This window comes from Halomonas sp. LES1 (genome assembly GCF_031846005.1).
Taxonomy (GTDB): Bacteria; Pseudomonadota; Gammaproteobacteria; order Pseudomonadales; family Halomonadaceae; genus Halomonas.
Window position 1 is genome coordinate 97,590 of the sequence record NZ_JAVRGC010000007.1, and the last position, 16,978, is coordinate 114,567.

The window sequence follows — 16,978 nt, forward strand, 5'->3', positions numbered from 1 at the left end:
TTCTGCCCTCATCTATAGCGGCCATATTGCCAGCTGTGGCCAGACGAGAAGTGCCGCCAACACCAGTAGCTGAATTGCCATGAAAGGCAATACCGAAAGGTAGATATCCTTCAGACTGATTTCCGGCGGGGCCACACTCTTCAGATAGAAGGCCGCGGGTCCGAACGGCGGCGACAGGAAGGAGACCTGCATGTTTACCGCGAACAGGATGCCGAACCAGATCGGGTCGTAGCCCAACTGGGTAACGATGGGCAGGAAGATCGGCAGGGCCAACATGGCGATGCCGATCCAGTCGAGAAAGAGGCCGAGCACCAGCATGATCGCCATCATCACCAGGATGATAACGATGGGCGCCACCTCCATGCCCAGGATCATCCCCGAGACGAAGCGGTTACCCCCCATCAGGTTATAGACCCCCACCAGGGCCGCGGCGCCGATGCCGATCCAGATGATCATGCCGCAGGTGTTGAGCGTCTGGCCAAGACTATGATGCAGCATGCCGATACTGAACTCGCCACGCAGCACGATGGCCAGCATGACCCCGAACACCCCCATGGCCGCCGCCTCGGTCACCGAGGCGATCCCCCCGTAGATGGTGCCCAGCACCAGAAACGCGATCATGCCCGGAAGCAGAATCGCCTTGGCCGCCTCGAGCTTGCTGTCGAAGGGGTTGTCCTGGGTATCGGCAGACAATGGCGGCCCCATCTCGGGGTTCTTCAGGCAGCGTACCAGCACGTAGGCGATGTAGGAGCCCATCAGGATCACCGCCGGGGTGACCGCGGCGGTAAACAGCTCGGCAATGGAGACGCTGGCGATCAGGCCGTAGATGATCAACACGATCGACGGCGGCATCATGGTGCCCAAGGCGCCACCCGCGCATACCACGCCGATGGAGAGCCGCTTGTCGTAGCCCAGGCGCAGCATCTGCGGCAGTGCCAGGATGCCTAGCAGCACGATCTCGCCGCCGATGATGCCCGACAGTGCGGCGAGGAAGAAGGCCACCACGATGGTCTGCACCGCCACCCCTCCAGGCAGCCGCCCGGCAAAGACCCGCATGGCATTGAAAAGATCCTTGGCGATGCCCGAGCGGTCGAGCAACGAAGCCATCAGCACGAACATCGGTACCGCGACCAGCGAGTATTCGGTGATGAAACTGAAGACTCGACTGGTGACCAACGGCAGGGCCATCTCGCCGAACCAGCCGAAGGTGAAGATCATCGCTACCAGGCCGGTGATAAAGGCCAGCGGCAGGCCGGTGACCAGCAGGCCGAAGATGGCGGCGATCATGACGATCGTGGCCGTCCCGATATCCATCAGCGCGTCTCCTCGTTATCGACCGACGCAGGGTCAGCAGGACGGGCACGAAGCGACTGCACCAGGTGGAGCAGCGCCTGCAGCGTCATCAGCGCCAGGGCAAACAGGATCACTCCCTTCACCAGCGCCGGAAAGGGGGGGTTCCAGGAGGTACCGGAGCGCTCCAGCTGCCACTCGCCGAACGGGTTGTGAGAGGCCCGCCAGAACATGTGAAAGGCGGCATAGCTCATGGCCAGGCAGAAGCCCAGCGTCACGAAGTCGTTGAAGCGATCCATCCAGCACTTGAGGCGAGGACCGGCACTGTCATAGAGCACACGCACGCGAATATGGGCGTTACGAGCCAGGGCGGCGGGGCCAGCCAGGGCAAAGCTGACTGCCACCAGGAAGACCACCGATTCGTGTACCCAGGAAGTGGGATTGTTGAAGCCGTAGCGCAGGAACACCTCGACCACGCTGATGGCCATGGCCACCAGCACCAGCCAGGCGGCACCTCTCGCACCGCGGGCCACCAGGCGATCCAGGGCGGTACGCTCGGGGCCGCGTTCCGGGCGCTGTTCGTCCGACACGCCGTGCCCGCCATGTCGGGATTCGTTTGGGGGATGAGTCATGCTGTATCTCGGTCGAACGCCGCCCGGGAGGAGACCGAGCGGCGACGTGGTGATGAATGGTTAACCGGCTTACATCAGGTTGCGCGCCTGAAGAAATTCGACCACGGAGTCGTAAACCTTGCGGTTCATCTCGCTGCGCTCGGCCCAGGCGGCCCACTCCTCCTTGGCGATGTTGCGGAACTTGGCACGCTCTTCCGGGGCCATGTCGATCAGCTCGATCTCGGGATCCTGACGCGCCTCGGCCACGGCCTCGAGATCCAGCTTCTTGAGCTCGAACACCATCTCGTAGGCCAGCTTGTCCACCGAGGTCTCGAGGATCGACTGGAGATCCTCGGGCAGGCCATCCCAGATCTCCTTGTTCAGAGAGACGGAAACCATGGGCAGCGAGTGGAATCCCGGGTAGTTGGGGTAGTTGGCGAAGCTATGCAGGCCCTGGCTGTGGTTGGTGGAGAACACCGTGTAGTCGGCGGCATCGATCACCCCCTTCTCCAGCGAGGTGTAGACCTCGGAGCCCGGCAGGTTCACCGGGGCGGCACCGGCCTTTTCGAAGATGTTGTAGACCATGCCCTCCGGGGCGCGCACCTTGAGGCCTTCGAGGTCCTCCACGGTGCGGATCGGACGCGTGGAGGGGAAGGACTCCAGGCCGGTGGCGGCGGCGCCGATCAACTGCACGCCATAGGGGTTGACCAGCTCGTTGTAGAGCTCCTCGCCGCCGCCGTGATTCATGTACTCGAGAAACTCCAGCGGGTCACCCCAGGCGCCGACCAGGTTGCCGAGCATGCCGAAGGCCGGGTCACGACCGGAGAAGTAACTGGGATCCGTCAGGTGGCCCTGGAGGATACCGGACTGTACGGCGTCCAGGGTCTGGTTGGCCTGAACCACGGCATTGACCGGCAGGATCTCGATCTCGATGCGCCCGCCGGACATGGTGTTGACGTTGTCGGCCCACGCCTTCTTGAGCTCGAACTGCGGCTCACCGGCGGTCTCTGAGGTCTGGAAGGTCCACTCGTACTCCGCTGCCTGGGCGGACAGCGCCACGGTCCCGAGGACGGCGGCCGTGATCCCCTTGAGGGCAAAGGCAGAAAGCGGCTTGAGCAATGGCATGGGTTGACTCCTTGTTATGGTGTTCGAGCTAGCACATGGTTGGCGATTGCCGTGATGTCCGGACGTTCAGCCCGGTCGGTGATCGGCTGCACCAGGCAGGCGCAGCCGAGGGGGTAAGTGGTCGAAGAGACTGGCGAAGCCCAGGTCGAGGCCGGTGCGTTCGAGCACCGACAGTGCCGCCTGCTCGGCCTGTTCCGGCTGACGCAGGCGGATTGCCTCCATCAGCAGACGGTGACGCTCCATGCTGTCGCCAAGCTCCGCGGCACTGTGATTGGAGGTTTCCACCAGCAGGCCGATGGCCGGCTTGAGCATATGGCTGAGCTGGGACCACAGCAGGTTGTGGGTGGCCGCGAAGATCGCTTCATGGAACGCTACATCATGCTCGTCGTGACTACGCCCTGCCCAACGGCGGTCGGGGGAGTTCAGCGCGCTGATCATGTTGTGCCAGGCGGTCTCGATGGCCAACAGGTCGGCGGCGGTGGCGTTTTCGGCGGCCAGGCGTGCCATGAAGGGCTCTACCGCCACACGGAAGGCGAAGATGTCGCGTTGAATGCGAGGGTTGGGCTGGGCGAAGCGCGCCATCCAGTCACTGACCCGCGGGTCGAGCAGATGCCAGTCGGTCAGCTCACATACTCGGGTTCCCTGCCCCGAGATTCGTACCACCATGCCCCCCGAGACCAGCTGTTGAAGCGCGCTACGCACCGTGCTTCGGCTGACACCGTAGGTGCCACAGAGATCGACCTCCCGGGGCAGAAAGCTGCCAGGGAGGTAATCTCCGGCGAAGATGCCGCTCGCCAGGTCCTCGGCGATGTCGGGTTTCTGCGGTATCGTCATGGGGGTGCTCTGTTCGACCTATCGCAACCTATGTCCGACATAGAGTGAAGCAGTTTCGGGCCATTCGCCGCTAGACATTGGTCGACCCCATACAGCAAGACCCCGTCAGGCGGGGTGCCTGACGGGGTCTTGAAATAAAGCGCGGCGACGGACAGGCCCCAGGGGGACCCGTCAGTCGTGATCAGCGATAGACCGGAAGCTCGGCGCAGACGGCCTCGACCTTGGCCTTGACCTCACCCTCGATGGCGGCGGTATCTTCACCCCTGGCCATCACATCGAGAATGTCACAGATCCAGCCGGCAAGGTCCTTGCACTCGCCCTCGCCGAAACCACGGGTGGTCACCGCCGGGGTGCCGATGCGCAGCCCGGAGGTGACGAAGGGGCTCTGGGGGTCGTCGGGCACGGCGTTCTTGTTGACGGTGATATGGGCGCGGCCCAGGGCGGCGTCCGCATCCTTGCCGGTCAGCTCCTGCTTGATCAACGAGAGCAGGAAGAGGTGATCCTCGGTGCCACCGGAGACGATGTCATAGCCACGCTCGAGGAACACACCGGCCATCGCCTGGGCGTTCTTGACCACCTGATGCTGATAGGTCTTGAACTCGGGCGCCATCGCCTCCTTGAAGCAGATCGCCTTGGCCGCGATGACGTGCTCCAGGGGACCGCCCTGGCCACCCGGGAAGACCGCGGACTGCAGCTTCTTCTCGATCTGCTCGTCACCCTCGCTGGAGAGGATCAGGCCACCGCGCGGGCCGCGCAGGGTCTTGTGGGTGGTGGTGGTCACCACATGGGCATGGGGCAGCGGGTTCGGGTAGACGCCGGCGGCTACCAGGCCCGCCACGTGGGCCATGTCGACCAGCAGATAGGCACCCACCTCATCGGCGATCTCGCGGAACTTGCCCCAGTCGATGATCTGGGAGTAGGCGGAGAAGCCGGCGATGATCATCTTGGGCTTATGCTCACGGGCCAACTTGGCGACTTCGTCGTAATCGATGCGACCGGAGTCGTCGATACCGTACTGCACCGCATGGTAGTGCTTGCCGGAGAAGTTGGGCTTGGCCCCGTGGGTGAGGTGGCCACCGGCATCGAGACTCATGCCGAGGATGGTATCACCCGGCTTGACCAGCGCCTGGAAGACGGCACCGTTGGCCTGGGAGCCGGAGTGGGGCTGAACGTTGGCGTAGGTGGCGCCGAACAGCTCCTTGGCGTAGTCGATGGCCAGCTGCTCGACGATATCCACATACTCGCAGCCGCCATAGTAGCGCTTGCCGGGATAGCCTTCCGCGTACTTGTTGGTCAGCTGGCTGCCCTGGGCTTCCATGACCCGGGGGCTGGCGTAGTTCTCGGAAGCGATCAGCTCGATGTGCGCCTCCTGACGCTGCACCTCCTTCTGCATGGCATCAAAGAGGGCGTCATCGAAACCGGCAATCGTCATGTCACGGCTGAACATCGGCGGGAAACCTCGTATTACGGGGGGTTGAGTCAATCACGGCATGATACCCCAGCCCCCCGCCCCTTTCACATGAATCGACGTCATCCCTGCTCGCGACGCGTTCATTTTCCCGGCCTGCTCCCGGGGTCAGCGCGTCTCCACCTGCATGGCGAAGCGCTCGGGCAGCGCCAGGGGGTCCTCGGCGAAGCTCTCGAGACGCTCCTCGGCGGGCAGATCGAGGGTGACCACCAGCTCCTCGGCACTTCCGGCCATCAGGTCGACCAGGCCATGGAGCAGATCGCTCACCTGAGGACCGAACATCATCCCGAAACCTTCGGCCTGGGTCCGCGCCTTCTCGAGGTACTCGGCTTCACTGACGCCCTCCATGGTCGCTCCCAGGGTCATCAATCGCCCGAAGAGACCCTGCTCGGCGAGGCTCAGCACCAGATGACCACCTCCGAGGCTGGCCTCTTCCAGCAGTGAGCCATCGGCCATCAACTCGGCAACGTCCACCCCTTCCGGCAACGCCAGCAGACTTTCCAGATCGAGGGCCAGGGACAAGGCATCGCGCAGGGCCAACTCACCGCTGCTGACCAGGCGCCCCTCCTGTTCACCCGAAGGCTCCCACTGGGCATCGAAACCGCCATCCAGACGAAGCAAGCCACTACCCTCGGTCAGCACATTGCTGACCATTCGCATCTGGGTACGCTCCTCTTCCGGCGAGAGCGCGATCAGGCGGCTCAGGTCGACCTCCAGGGCCTCGAGTGACAGCCCGCCCTCACCATCCTCGAAGTCCCCGTCCAGCTCGAGTCCGATCAGGGACGCCAGCGCACCCTCGGGGTGGTCGAGGCTCAGTTCGGCCAGGGACATCACTTCGAACCACTGTTCGGCCAGCGTCTCGTCGTCGAGAGGCGGCACGGCGCTGCCGGGCGCCTCCACCACGATGCTGCCGATGTTCAGCAGCAGGTCATCCTCGAGCCCCGGGGGAGCGTCTTCGAGATCGACCCCTTCCACGCGAATGCCCTCGAGGGTGACGGTATCCGGATGCTCGTAGTCCCCCTCGACCACATAACGCTCGATCAGCAGCGTCTCGCCTTCAAGGCTCTCGAAGCGCAGGTCCTCGGCGCGGGTCTCTCCGCCCAGCAGCGAGGTGGAGAGGTCGCCGATGGTGAGCTCACCATGCTCGGCGACCAGTGCCCGCAGGTCGTTGCCGAGACGCTCGGCATCGGCGAATACGGGCGGGCTGGCCAGCAGGGAGAGCGCCAGGGGCAGGGCCAGGCGTGGCAGGGCAGTGTTCGGGAATCGCATGGGATCACCTCCTGTGTGATCGTGGAATCAGGCCATAGTCTAGACTAACGGGTTTTTCTCTACTCGACATGGCTTGCCTTTTCAGGGCTATCGCAGATGGCAGTAACGTTCAAGGCTATTCCGGGGACAAGCCCGTCGAGGGGGCGCTACGAGTACTTCCCTGTAGGCTACCTCGGCCTTCCTTGGTCCTCGGACCCCCTCTCCGACCTGCCCCCGGCGCCTTTCACTACTTCCCTGTTGGTAACTGCAACAGCTCTGCCTGCCTTTTCAGGGCCATGGCAGATCGCGCTTCGTGCGGGGCTAACCTGACGGCAAGACTGGCCGACAACGCCCCATCAGGTCTCGCCCAACAACCCCAGGCTCGTGGCCGGGGCCTGGCGGCGCAGGTTCCAGGAGAGCAGATGCCCGATGGCTCCGATCAGCAGGGCTCCACCCAACGGCAGCACCAGCCATAGCCAGAGATGCAGGCGCGGCGCGAGATCGAGCCAGGCCAGGTAGAGCGCCGCGGCGGCCAGCTCGGCAAGCAACGCCCCCATCAGACCACTGGCCAGACCGAGGATGGCAAACTCCGCGCCCTGTACCCGGGAGAGCAGGCGATTGCCGGCACCGAACACCCGCAGCAGGCCACTCTCGTGGGCACGCACCGGAAGGCTGGCCGTCAACGCCGCGTAGAGCACGCTGACGCCGGCCAGCAACACGAAGACCAGCACCACCTCCACGGCACGGGTGACCCGGCTCAGCAGGTCGCGCACCTGGGCGAGGATGGCATCGACATTGAGCAGGGTCACGCCGGGGAAATCGCGCACCAGCCCACGCTGCACCTCGCGCTCCGCGTCGTCGAGGTGGAAGGCGGTGATATAGCTGTGGCCGAAGCGCTCCAGCACCCCGGGTGGGAAGATCACGAAGAAGTTGGGGCGAAAGCTGTCCCAGTCCAGGTCGCGCAGGCTGCTCACCTCGCCGATGATCTCGGCGGCACCGATGGTGAAGGTCAGGGTGTCACCCAGCCCCAGGTCGAGTCGCTCGGCCAGGCCGTCCTCCATGGAGATCGGCACTCGCTCGGCACCGGGTGGCGTGGCGGACTCGCTGGCCACCTCGGCAAACCAGTCGCCGGGGGCACTCTCTTCCTGCTGATCGAACCAGGTGCCGGCGACGAGGCGATTGCCCTCGGGCAGCGTCTCGCGCCAGGTGAGATTGAGCTCACGGCGCAGGGCATTGTCGCCGCGCGCCTCGGCGGGTACCGCCTCGCGCGGCGCCATGTCGTTGATGGCGGTGATACGCCCGCGCACCATGGGGTAGAGGGCGCTGCGGGCATCGGCGGCGCCACTGAGGGATGCCTCGAAGGCCTCGCGCTCATGGGGCTGGATATTGATGGCGAAATAGTTGGGCGTCTCTGCGGGGAGCTGCGCCTCCCAGGTGGAGAGCAGGTCGCCGCGCACCAGGGCGATCATCGCCATGGCGAAGAAGGTGACCGCGAAGGCCAGCAGCTGGCCGAGGCTCGCGGTGCGTCGGCGTGCCAGCTGGGCGCCGCCCAGCCGCAGCGCCTGGGCCACACCCGCCTCGCGCCCGTTACGCGGCAGGCGGGCCGCCAGTCGCAACACGCCGCCGAGCAGCAGCGACCCCAGCCCCCACAGCACCATCAACATCACCAGGCCACCCAGCAGCAGCCCCAGCGCCAGACCCGGATCGCCGGAGTAGAGCCACAACAGCCCACCGAAGACGCCGCTGGCCACCGCCACCACCAGCCACGCCGAGACGGGCAGCGGGTCGAGCTCGCGGCGCAGCACCTTGAGCGCGCTGACCCTCTTGAGTCGCAGCAGGGTGGGGCCGGCGAAGCCCACCAGCACCGACAGGGCGGTAAATACCCCGAGCCATAGTGGCAGCGCCCCCGGGGGCGGCAGCTCCAGGGGGAGGAAGGCGGTGAGCAGCGCCAGCAGCGCCGCCTGACCGGCCAGGCCCAGCAAGGCTCCGAGCACCGAGGCCGCCAGCGCCAGCCACAGCAGTTGCAGGCCGAACAGGCGGCTCAGCTCGCCCTGGGTGGCACCGAAACAGCGCAGCAGCGCGGCGGTATCCAGGTGGCGATCGACATAGCGTCGAGTGGACATCGCTACCGCCACCCCGGCCAGCAGCACGGCGGCGAGCCCGGCCAGGCTCAGGTAGCGCTCGGCCCGCTCCAGGGCACTGCCGAGCCCGGGACGGTCGCGACGCACATCGCGGACCTCGACGCCGTCGCGGCGCAGCCGCTCCAGCAGCGGCGCCAGGTCGTCGAGGATAGCCGGCGGCCCCGCACCGAGCAGCTCGAACGCCACCCGCGAGCCATCCTGGACCAGCTCGGTGGCCTCCATGTCGTCACGATGCATCATCAGCCGCGGGTTGAAGCTGCCGAATCCAGCGGACTGATCCGGCTCGCGCTCCACCACTCCACCGACGGTCAGCTCACTCTCGCCCAGGCGCACGCGGTCGCCGATCTCGGCCTCGAGCAGCAATGCCAGGCGGGGCGCCAGCCACACCTCACCCGGAGACGGGCCGTGAGCCACCACCTCGACACCCTCCCCCTGGTCGACATGTACCCCGCCATAGAGCGGATAGCGATCATCCACCACCTTGAGGCTGGCGGGCTGGAAGGCGTCAGCCAGGCTGACCATGGAGACCATGTCCACCTGGTCGCTGAGTACCAGGCCCGCCTCCTCCAGGGTGACGCGCAACTCGGCATCGAAGGGGTGCCCCTGTTCCAGCACCAGGTCACCGCCCAGCAGCTGGCTCGCCTGACGGGTCAGGCCGCGGTCCAACCGGTCGAGGAAGAAGCCGATCATGGTGGAGGCGGCCACCGCCAGGGTCAGGGCGACGAACAGCGCACGCACATCCGCGGCGCGCAGGTCGCGGACGAGTCCCCGGGCCGAGAAACGTGCCAGGCGCAGAATGGAGAGACTCATGCGCCCACCTCGTCGAGCGCCATCTCCTCCAGGCGGCCGTGATCGAGACGCAGGCAGCGGTCACAGCGCCGTGCCAGGGCATGGTCGTGGGTCACCAGCACCAGGGTGGTGCCGGCCTCGCGGTTGAGCGAGAACAGGGCATCGATGATGCGCTCGCCGGTCGCGGGGTCGAGGTTGCCGGTGGGCTCATCGGCAAACACCAGCTCGGCACCGGTGACGAAGGCGCGCGCCAGGGCCACGCGCTGCTGCTCACCGCCGGAGAGCTGCTTGGGCAGATGGTCGAGGCGCTCGCCGAGTCCCACCCGCGCCAGCCACTCCCTGGCTCGCTGCTCGCTGTCCGTGCGGGGCGATAGCTCCAGTGGCAACAGCACGTTTTCGAGGGCGGTCAGGGTCGGCAGCAGCTGAAAGTTCTGGAACACGAAGCCGACACGACCGGCCCTCAGCCGCGCCCGACCATCCTCGTCGAGGTCGGCGAGCCGCTGGCCGAACATCGCAAGCTCACCGCCAGTCGGCAGATCGAGCCCGGCCAGCAGTCCCAGCAGGGTCGACTTTCCGGCACCGCTCTGGCCGAGAATCGCCACCGTCTCGCCGGGGAACACCGAGATGGCCAGGTCACTCAGAATGGTGAGCCGGCGCTCTCCGCTTCTTACCTGCTTGATCAGATGCTCGGCGTGTAGAATCGGTGTCATATCCGTGCGAGAGGTTGCGTTCATGATGAAGGAATTCCCTGAAGTTGCATTGCGCCATTTCACCACCTGGCTGCTGGCGCTGATCCTGTCGGTAGGTGTCGCTTCGGCCCAGGCCAACGATCGCACCACCCTGCTGGTGATGGGCGACAGCCTCAGCGCGGCCTACGGCATCGAGGCCGACAGGGGCTGGGTCAGCCTGCTGCAGGCGAGGCTGGAGGACAAGGCGCGGGTGATCAACGCCAGCATCAGCGGCGAGACCTCGAGCGGCGGGGCGAGCCGCCTACCCGAGCTTCTCGGACAGCATGACCCCGACATCGTTCTTCTCGAACTGGGCGGCAACGACGGCCTGCGCGGCCTGCCTCCCGGCCAGTTCGAGGCCAACATGCGACGCATGATCGAGGCGAGCCACGCGGCCAATGCCGAGGTGCTGCTGCTGGGTATCGATATTCCCCCCAACTATGGTCGGGCCTATCGCGACGCCTTCACCGGGGTCTACCGCCGCCTTGCCGACGACTTCGAGCTGCCGCTGGTCCCCTTCCTGCTCGAGGGCGTGGCCCTGGATGACAACCTGATGCAGAACGACGGCATCCACCCCACCGCCGCCGGCCAACCCATCATTCTGGAAAATGTCTGGCCCCAGCTGAAGGCACTGCTGGAGTTTGATCTGGACCTGGTATCAGACTAAACCTTAACTCACCTGCTGCCGGTATAAGTGGACACAACCCCGCTACTGGACCCTATTCATGCCGCCGCCGCATTCACCATCACGCTACTCGCGTCGCGGCCTGCTCGGCGGTGGCCTGATCCTGTTGACGACGCTATGTATCGGCGGCTGGCCGGGGCCAGTCGAGGCAAGCTTCAGGCCCGACCAGCTGCGCCTGGTGATGCGCGACCGCTATGGCGACCCAGGCAGCGCGATGCTGGAGGAGTGGTTCGCGCTGCTCGAGCGACTGGCCAGCCAACCCTTGCAGACGCAGCTTCGCGACACCAACGACTTCTTCAATCGCCGCATTCGCTGGCTGGATGATATCGATATCTGGGGTCAGGAAGATTACTGGGCCACGCCGCTGGAGACCATGGGCAAGGCCCAGGGCGACTGCGAGGATTTCTCCATCGCCAAATACATCACCCTGAAGCGCCTCGGCGTGCCGAATCAGCAGCTGCGCATGATCTATGTTCGGGCGCGCATCGGGCGTAGACAGGCGACCCAGGCGCATATGGTGCTGGGATATTACGAGACCCCCGCCAGCGAGCCCCTGGTCCTCGACAATCTGGTGACCACGATCACCCCCGCCGCCCAGCGGACCGATCTTGACCCCGTGTTCAGCTTCAATAGCGATGGGTTATGGGCCGTCGGCTCGACGCAGTCACGCGCCAACCCCTTACAGCGCCTGTCGCGGTGGAGCAGAGCTCTGACACGGATGCAGAAGCAGGGCTTCCTATGACTTCACCCCTGACAACGACACCAACCACCGTGGTTACACCACGAAACCTCGCAGAGGAGTGGCCGCCATGTCGCTGATAAAACAACTGTGGATCACGGTTCTGGTGATCCTGCTACTGCCCCTGGGTGGCAGCCTGGCGGTCGGGCTGTCGGCGCTGAGGAATTACACCGAGCAGGAAATTCGGGTCAAGAACATCGACAACGTCAATGCCCTGGCGCTCTCCATGAGTCAGCTTGACAAGGATTCGGTCATTATCGAACTGCTGATGGCCGCTCAGTTCGACACCGGCCACTACCAGCTGATCGAGTTGCACGCCCCCGATGGCGAGCTGCTGGCCCGGCGCGAGGCCGCTGCCCCTGTCGATAACGTGCCTGGCTGGTTCGTCGATCTGGTACGTTTCGATGTGCCGCCAAGCCAGGCGGTGATCCAGAACGGCTGGCAGCAATACGGCACCCTGACCCTACAGAGCCAGCATAGCTTCGCCTACCAATCCCTGTGGCACGGCGCCATTGGGTTGGTCGCCTGGTTCGGCCTGGCCGCCCTGATCGGTCTGCTGCTCGCCGGCTGGATCGTGCGGACCATTCGAAAGCCACTCAAGGCCGTGATTGCCCAGGCCCGGGATATCGGCGCCCGGCGTTTTACGACCAGCCCCGAGCCGCAGACTCGCGAGCTGCGCCAGGTGGTTCAGGCTATGAACCAGCTCTCCGACTCCGTAAGAGAGATGCTGCATAACGAGAGCGAGAAGCTCGACAAGCTGCGACGCCGACTACAGCAGGATAAAGCGACAGGCGCTCTGGGGCGTGATGCCTTCATGACCCAGCTGACTACGCACCTCGAAAGCGAAGATGAACGCGCCAGCGGCTGCCTGGTGCTGGTGCGTCTGAACCGACTTACCGACGTCAACCAGCGCCTGGGGCGAGCGCCAACCAATAAGCTGCTCAAGAGCCTGAGCCAGAGTCTTCACCGGGTCGCCCGGTCCCAGGGCGGTGGCATCGTGGGCCGCCTGAATAGTGGCGACTTTGCCCTGCTGATTCCCGGTTGCGAGGATGACGGTTCACTGGCCGAGGCACTCAGCGCCGAGCTGGAAGCCCTGCGGGTCGGCGAGAGCGGGGCGAGCCTGGGGCTGCTCTCGGCCCTCTGCCACTATGCACCGGAAGATACCATCAGTAGGCTCATGGCCGGCCTGGATGGTGCCCTGGCCGCCGCCGAAACCCAGGGTGATCTGGGCCAGCAGTGGGTCGAGAGCCAGCGCAGCGACCTGCTCTATACCAACCGCGCCGACTGGCGGAGCGCCCTGGAGCGGGCCATCGCCCAGGGGCCCCGACTGGCCAGCTTCCCGGTGGTCGATGCAGGGGGCAGCCTGCTGCATCATGAAGGCCCCTGCTCACTTTATCTCGAGGGGGAGTGGCGTGCGGCGGGCACCTTCATGCCCTGGGTATCGCGGCTGGAGCTCACTACGTCACTCGACCTGGCGGTTGCCAAGGCCGCCATCGATACCATCAGCCGCGACCAGGTACCCCTAGGTATCACTCTCTCGCCCGCCTCGATTCGCGATGCGGACTTCCTGACCCGCCTGACGGAGCTGTTCAAGGGACACCCCGAGCAGGCCCGGTTGCTGTGGCTGGAACTGCCGAAGTCCGCCGCCCTGCGTGAACCGGAGCAGTTCCGCCTGCTGTGCAGAGTCCTCGAGCCCCTGGTCTGTCGTATTGGTCTGAAACAGGTGGGCAGCGAGTTCTCCCGCCTGGCCGAGCTGCAGGGCAGTGGCCTCTCCTTCCTGAAGTTCGATCGCAGCCTGGTTCAGGGCATCGAGGCGAGCCCCGAGCAGCAGACGGTCCTCCTCGGCATGGCGACCCTCTGTCGCGCCCTGGGCGTGCTGACCATTGCCGAGGGGGTTGCCAGCGACATCGAGAGACAAACGGTATTCGATCTCGGCCTGGATGGCGCTACCGGCCCAGGCGTTCGCTTGTAGTACCGCCGAGAGCACTCATGAAGGCTCACCCACAGCCAACGCTTCCGGTTCGACTCCCGCGACTCAATGGCCTCGTCGCAGCACCTGACTCAGGGCGCTTTCTGCCACTGCTGCAGCCCGAGTCCGCCAAGGATCAGCACCAGGCCGATCAGGGTGGAGGGCAGGATCGGCTCACCCACCACCAGGTAGAGCAGCAGCAGTGACACCGGTGGCGAGAGGAAGATCAGGTTGGAGACCTTGGCCGTACGCGACACGCCGTGCACGGCAAGCTGCCACAGCACGAAGGCGATGCCCATCTCGAACAGCCCCACATAGACACCGGCACCCAGCGCCGGCCAGCCGTGCCATTCGATACCGGGGCCGGCGATCAGCAGCAGCGTCAACACCGGCACCCCGACGCTGAAGTTCTGCCACTGGGCCACCAGCGGCGGCCGATGGTCACGGGCGTTGAGGAGCCAGTAGAGCGCCCAGATCAACGTCGAGGCCAGCGCCATTCCCACCCCGAGCGGATCGGCGAAGGCCACGTCGAATACCGCACCACGGGTGGCGATCACCCACACCCCGGCGTAGGCAACAAGGCCCGCCAGCACATCGATACGCGTCAGCCGCTGGCCGAGGAGTGGTACCGCCAGGAACGCCATGGCCAGCGCCCAGGTATAGTTGAGCGCCATGGCCTCCTGGCCCGGCAGGCGGTCATAGGCGCCGAACAGCACCAGGTAGTAGGCCACCGGGTTCATCAGCCCGGCCCAGGCGGCGGTGCGCCAACCCCGGCGCAGCACCTGGCCCAGCAATCCCTGGCGCGCCACCAGGATGCCGATCAGCACCCAGGAGACCAGCGAGGCGAGCCACATCAACGCCAGTGGCGACATGTAACCCAGCGCCACCTTGAAAGCGGTGGCCACGGTGGACCACAGCGCCACCGCGCCAAGGCCGTAGAGCATGGCCTGACCGTCGCGGGTCATGATGTCACCCGCGTGGATGTAACACAGTCGAAGAATCTGATAGATGACACGGCGGCCTCCCTGTCGCGACAATGGGGCCCCATCCTACCAGCGAGGAGCCCCCATGGCCGCACCCGATATCAGCCAGCATCGTCTCTACGAATGGCTGACCGGCGACGATGACAGCCGGATGTGCAAGGACATCCCCGATGAGGCTTGCGACGAGCAGCCGCGCAGCTTCTTCCTGCATCTGATCGCCTCGCTGGGCAACAAGCTGGCCGACGAGCTGTCCAGCGCACGGCTGGTACTGCCCTGGCTGCTGGGGGTGATCGGGGCCCCCCTCTGGATGATCGGCCTGCTGGTGCCGATCCGCGAATCCGGCGCCCTGCTGCCACAGCTGTTCGTGGCCGGCTTCATCCGCCTCAAGCCCCAGCGCAAGTGGGTATGGGTGGCCGGTGGGCTGCTCCAGGCGGCGGCCGCGGCGTGCCTGGCCCTGCTGGCCCTGTTAGGCTCCGGCGGCGTCGGCGGCAGCCTGGTGCTTGCCACCCTGGTGGCGCTCTCGCTGGCCCGGGGACTCTCCTCCATCGCTACCAAGGATGTGCTGGGCAAGACCATCGCCAAGCAGCGCCGCGGCAATCTGATGGGGTGGAGCGGCAGCGTGGCGGGCGCCGTGACCCTGGCCGCCGGTGGCGTATTGATGCTCTTCGAGGACCGCCAGGGAGAGGTCGCCCTGGCCGTGCTGCTCGGGGTGGCGGCGCTGGGCTGGGCGCTGAATGCCCTGTGTGCGGCGCGTATCCATGAGGCACCCGGCGCCGTGGAGGGCGGCGAGAATGCCTGGGATAGCATCAAGCTGGGCCTGCGCCTGCTGCGTGAGGACCGCGCCTTCCTGCACTTCAATATCTCCCGCACCCTGCTCCTGGCCAGCGCCCTGGCCCTGCCCTGGGTGGCACTGCTCGGCCAGCAGCAGAGCGGCACCGAGCTGGGGGGCCTGGGGGTGCTGATCGTGGTGTCGGGACTCGCCGGCATGCTGGCAAGCCCGGTGTGGGGGAAGCGTGCCGATGCCTCGAGCCGACGGGTGATGCGCGATGCCGGCCTGGGGGCGGCGGCCTGCTGTCTGCTCGGCGCCGCCTTCGCCTGGCTGCCGGGCGGCTGGACCCAGACGGTATGGCCCTATGCACTGGTCTATGCGCTGCTGGTGGTCGTACACGCCGGGGTGCGGCTGGGGCGCAAGACCTATGTGGTCGACATGGCCAGCGGCGACAACCGTGCCCTCTACGTGGCGCTCTCCAATACCATTACCGGGGTGCTGCTGCTGGCGGTGGGCGGTGCGGTCGGCGCCCTCGGCCAGTGGCTGGGCAGCCCGACCCTGCTGGTGATACTCGCCGGCATGGCGCTGGCCGCCGCCGCCAGCGCCAGCCGGCTGCCCGAGGTGGAGTAGCGGTGGTGCGTTGCAATCACCATGACCTCTGGCCATGATAACTGGCAGGCTTGACTCCATAATGCATGTCGTCACCCCCAGGCGGCCAGGACAGGATTCGCGACAGGAACGCCCAATATGAAACGATCTCCACTGATCAGCCCGGACCTGCTCGAGCGCATCGTCGACGCCTCCGATGATGGCATCGTGGTCGCCGAGCAGGAGGGTGACGATACCATCCTGATCTATGTCAACCAGGGCTTCGAGCGCCTGACCGGCTACAGTGCCGACGAGATCCTCTATCAGGACTGTCGGTTCCTGCAGAACGACGATCGTGACCAGGAGGGACTTGTCACCATTCGCAAGGCACTGGGCGAGGGACGCCCCTGCCGAACGATACTGCGCAACTATCGCAAGGACGGCACCCTGTTCTGGAATGAGCTCTCGATCACGCCGGTCCACGACGAAGACGACAATCTCACCTACTACATCGGGGTACAGAAGGACGTCACCGAGCGTGTCGAGGCCCAGCAGGAGCTGGAGCGCGTCAAGGCCGAGCACGGCCTGGATTGACCACCGACAACGATATCGCGCCCAGGGGGTTGCACTTCTCGCCTTTTGGCACTATATAGCGCCCAGGCAACCATGTTGTGACCGAGTGTTGTGACCGAGTTGTCCGGGCGCTTCGGATTCCACGCACGCACAGGGGAAGAGAAGCGATATGTGATCGGTCGGCACGGGTCGACCACTGGCCATGGGAGGAACGCCACATGCGCCGTGAACACCTTCTCGATTCCGATGATGACAATGATCGGGAATCCGCTGATGCAATGAACGATGACGATTACGCGCCGCCCCGCGCCTCCAGTCGCGCCGATACCCTGCGTGCCCGGCGCCGCGTGGAGTCACTACTCGAGGAGCGGCGCCTGCGTCGTGCCATCGAGGATGACTGGGCGATCGACGAAGAGGAGTAGGCTCCGACCGAGCACT

15 protein-coding genes are annotated in these 16,978 nt (G+C 65.5%); 6 read left to right on the forward strand and 9 right to left on the reverse strand.

Going from position 1 to position 16,978, the window contains the following annotated elements; translation table 11 throughout:
- Nucleotides 1-12: 12 nt before the first annotated feature.
- The 8 genes from RM463_RS14365 to RM463_RS14400 form a co-directional block, all read right to left on the reverse strand.
- A complete protein-coding gene (locus RM463_RS14365; RefSeq protein ID WP_311430377.1) occupies nucleotides 13-1,314 on the reverse strand; it encodes a TRAP transporter large permease subunit in 1,302 nt (433 codons plus the stop codon).
- A complete protein-coding gene (locus RM463_RS14370; protein WP_311430378.1) occupies nucleotides 1,314-1,922 on the reverse strand; it encodes a TRAP transporter small permease subunit in 609 nt (202 codons plus the stop codon). Before RM463_RS14370 ends, RM463_RS14365 begins: the two co-directional genes overlap by 1 nt.
- 69 nt (nucleotides 1,923-1,991) lie before the next feature.
- Nucleotides 1,992-3,026 carry a TRAP transporter substrate-binding protein gene (locus tag RM463_RS14375; RefSeq protein ID WP_311430379.1) on the reverse strand — a complete coding sequence of 345 codons (1,035 nt, stop codon included), beginning with the start codon at nucleotides 3,024-3,026 and terminating at the stop codon, nucleotides 1,992-1,994.
- Between the two features lie 66 nt (nucleotides 3,027-3,092).
- On the reverse strand, nucleotides 3,093-3,860 hold the full coding sequence (locus tag RM463_RS14380) for an FCD domain-containing protein (protein ID WP_311430380.1): 768 nt from the start codon (nucleotides 3,858-3,860) through the stop codon (nucleotides 3,093-3,095).
- 181 nt (nucleotides 3,861-4,041) lie between these two features.
- Nucleotides 4,042-5,307, reverse strand: a complete 1,266-nt coding sequence (gene glyA / locus RM463_RS14385; protein ID WP_311430381.1) for a serine hydroxymethyltransferase — start codon at nucleotides 5,305-5,307, stop codon at nucleotides 4,042-4,044.
- 129 nt (nucleotides 5,308-5,436) lie between these two features.
- Nucleotides 5,437-6,597, reverse strand: coding sequence for a hypothetical protein (locus RM463_RS14390; RefSeq protein ID WP_311430382.1), 1,161 nt, complete (start codon nucleotides 6,595-6,597; stop codon nucleotides 5,437-5,439).
- Nucleotides 6,598-6,932: 335 nt separating this feature from the next.
- Entirely contained in the window at nucleotides 6,933-9,527 is a 2,595-nt protein-coding gene (locus RM463_RS14395; RefSeq protein WP_311430383.1) for an FtsX-like permease family protein, read from the reverse strand.
- Nucleotides 9,524-10,240, reverse strand: coding sequence for an ABC transporter ATP-binding protein (locus RM463_RS14400; RefSeq protein WP_195688059.1), 717 nt, complete (start codon nucleotides 10,238-10,240; stop codon nucleotides 9,524-9,526). Before RM463_RS14400 ends, RM463_RS14395 begins: the two co-directional genes overlap by 4 nt.
- Here RM463_RS14400 and RM463_RS14405 point away from each other — a divergent pair.
- The 3 genes from RM463_RS14405 to RM463_RS14415 all read left to right on the forward strand — a co-directional run bounded on the left by RM463_RS14405 (nucleotide 10,239) and on the right by RM463_RS14415 (nucleotide 13,630).
- Entirely contained in the window at nucleotides 10,239-10,901 is a 663-nt protein-coding gene (locus RM463_RS14405; protein WP_311430384.1) for an arylesterase, read from the forward strand. The two genes, RM463_RS14400 and RM463_RS14405, sit on opposite strands and share 2 nt — an antisense overlap.
- Before the next feature lie 58 nt (nucleotides 10,902-10,959).
- Nucleotides 10,960-11,661, forward strand: coding sequence for a transglutaminase-like cysteine peptidase (locus tag RM463_RS14410; protein WP_311430385.1), 702 nt, complete (start codon nucleotides 10,960-10,962; stop codon nucleotides 11,659-11,661).
- A 67-nt stretch (nucleotides 11,662-11,728) separates the two neighbouring features.
- Entirely contained in the window at nucleotides 11,729-13,630 is a 1,902-nt protein-coding gene (locus RM463_RS14415) for a LapD/MoxY N-terminal periplasmic domain-containing protein (protein WP_311430386.1), read from the forward strand.
- An 89-nt stretch (nucleotides 13,631-13,719) separates the two neighbouring features.
- Here the strand turns inward: RM463_RS14415 and RM463_RS14420 are convergent, their stop codons facing one another.
- A complete protein-coding gene (locus RM463_RS14420; protein WP_311430387.1) occupies nucleotides 13,720-14,592 on the reverse strand; it encodes a DMT family transporter in 873 nt (290 codons plus the stop codon).
- Between the two features lie 103 nt (nucleotides 14,593-14,695).
- Here RM463_RS14420 and RM463_RS14425 point away from each other — a divergent pair, with 103 nt between their 5' ends.
- The 3 genes from RM463_RS14425 (at nucleotide 14,696) to RM463_RS14435 (ending at nucleotide 16,962) form a co-directional block, all read left to right on the forward strand.
- Entirely contained in the window at nucleotides 14,696-16,009 is a 1,314-nt protein-coding gene (locus RM463_RS14425; RefSeq protein WP_311430388.1) for an MFS transporter, read from the forward strand.
- A 117-nt stretch (nucleotides 16,010-16,126) separates the two neighbouring features.
- Nucleotides 16,127-16,561: a PAS domain S-box protein gene (locus RM463_RS14430; protein ID WP_311430389.1), complete on the forward strand. Its 435-nt coding sequence runs from the start codon at nucleotides 16,127-16,129 to the stop codon at nucleotides 16,559-16,561.
- Nucleotides 16,562-16,758: 197 nt separating this feature from the next.
- Nucleotides 16,759-16,962, forward strand: coding sequence for a PA3496 family putative envelope integrity protein (locus tag RM463_RS14435; RefSeq protein ID WP_195688066.1), 204 nt, complete (start codon nucleotides 16,759-16,761; stop codon nucleotides 16,960-16,962).
- Nucleotides 16,963-16,978 lie beyond the last annotated feature (16 nt).

Coding starts and splice junctions, on each gene's coding strand:
- RM463_RS14425 (WP_311430388.1), top strand. CDS start 14,696: ATGGCCGCACCCGATATCAGCCAGCATCGTCTCTACGAATGGCTGACC.
- RM463_RS14415 (WP_311430386.1), top strand. CDS start 11,729: ATGTCGCTGATAAAACAACTGTGGATCACGGTTCTGGTGATCCTGCTA.
- RM463_RS14435 (WP_195688066.1), top strand. CDS start 16,759: ATGCGCCGTGAACACCTTCTCGATTCCGATGATGACAATGATCGGGAA.
- RM463_RS14400 (WP_195688059.1), bottom strand. CDS start 10,240: ATGAACGCAACCTCTCGCACGGATATGACACCGATTCTACACGCCGAG.
- RM463_RS14395 (WP_311430383.1), bottom strand. CDS start 9,527: ATGAGTCTCTCCATTCTGCGCCTGGCACGTTTCTCGGCCCGGGGACTC.
- RM463_RS14430 (WP_311430389.1), top strand. CDS start 16,127: ATGAAACGATCTCCACTGATCAGCCCGGACCTGCTCGAGCGCATCGTC.
- RM463_RS14420 (WP_311430387.1), bottom strand. CDS start 14,592: ATGACCCGCGACGGTCAGGCCATGCTCTACGGCCTTGGCGCGGTGGCG.
- RM463_RS14410 (WP_311430385.1), top strand. CDS start 10,960: ATGCCGCCGCCGCATTCACCATCACGCTACTCGCGTCGCGGCCTGCTC.
- RM463_RS14380 (WP_311430380.1), bottom strand. CDS start 3,860: ATGACGATACCGCAGAAACCCGACATCGCCGAGGACCTGGCGAGCGGC.
- RM463_RS14365 (WP_311430377.1), bottom strand. CDS start 1,314: ATGGATATCGGGACGGCCACGATCGTCATGATCGCCGCCATCTTCGGC.
- RM463_RS14370 (WP_311430378.1), bottom strand. CDS start 1,922: ATGACTCATCCCCCAAACGAATCCCGACATGGCGGGCACGGCGTGTCG.
- RM463_RS14405 (WP_311430384.1), top strand. CDS start 10,239: ATGATGAAGGAATTCCCTGAAGTTGCATTGCGCCATTTCACCACCTGG.
- RM463_RS14390 (WP_311430382.1), bottom strand. CDS start 6,597: ATGCGATTCCCGAACACTGCCCTGCCACGCCTGGCCCTGCCCCTGGCG.
- glyA (WP_311430381.1), bottom strand. CDS start 5,307: ATGTTCAGCCGTGACATGACGATTGCCGGTTTCGATGACGCCCTCTTT.
- RM463_RS14375 (WP_311430379.1), bottom strand. CDS start 3,026: ATGCCATTGCTCAAGCCGCTTTCTGCCTTTGCCCTCAAGGGGATCACG.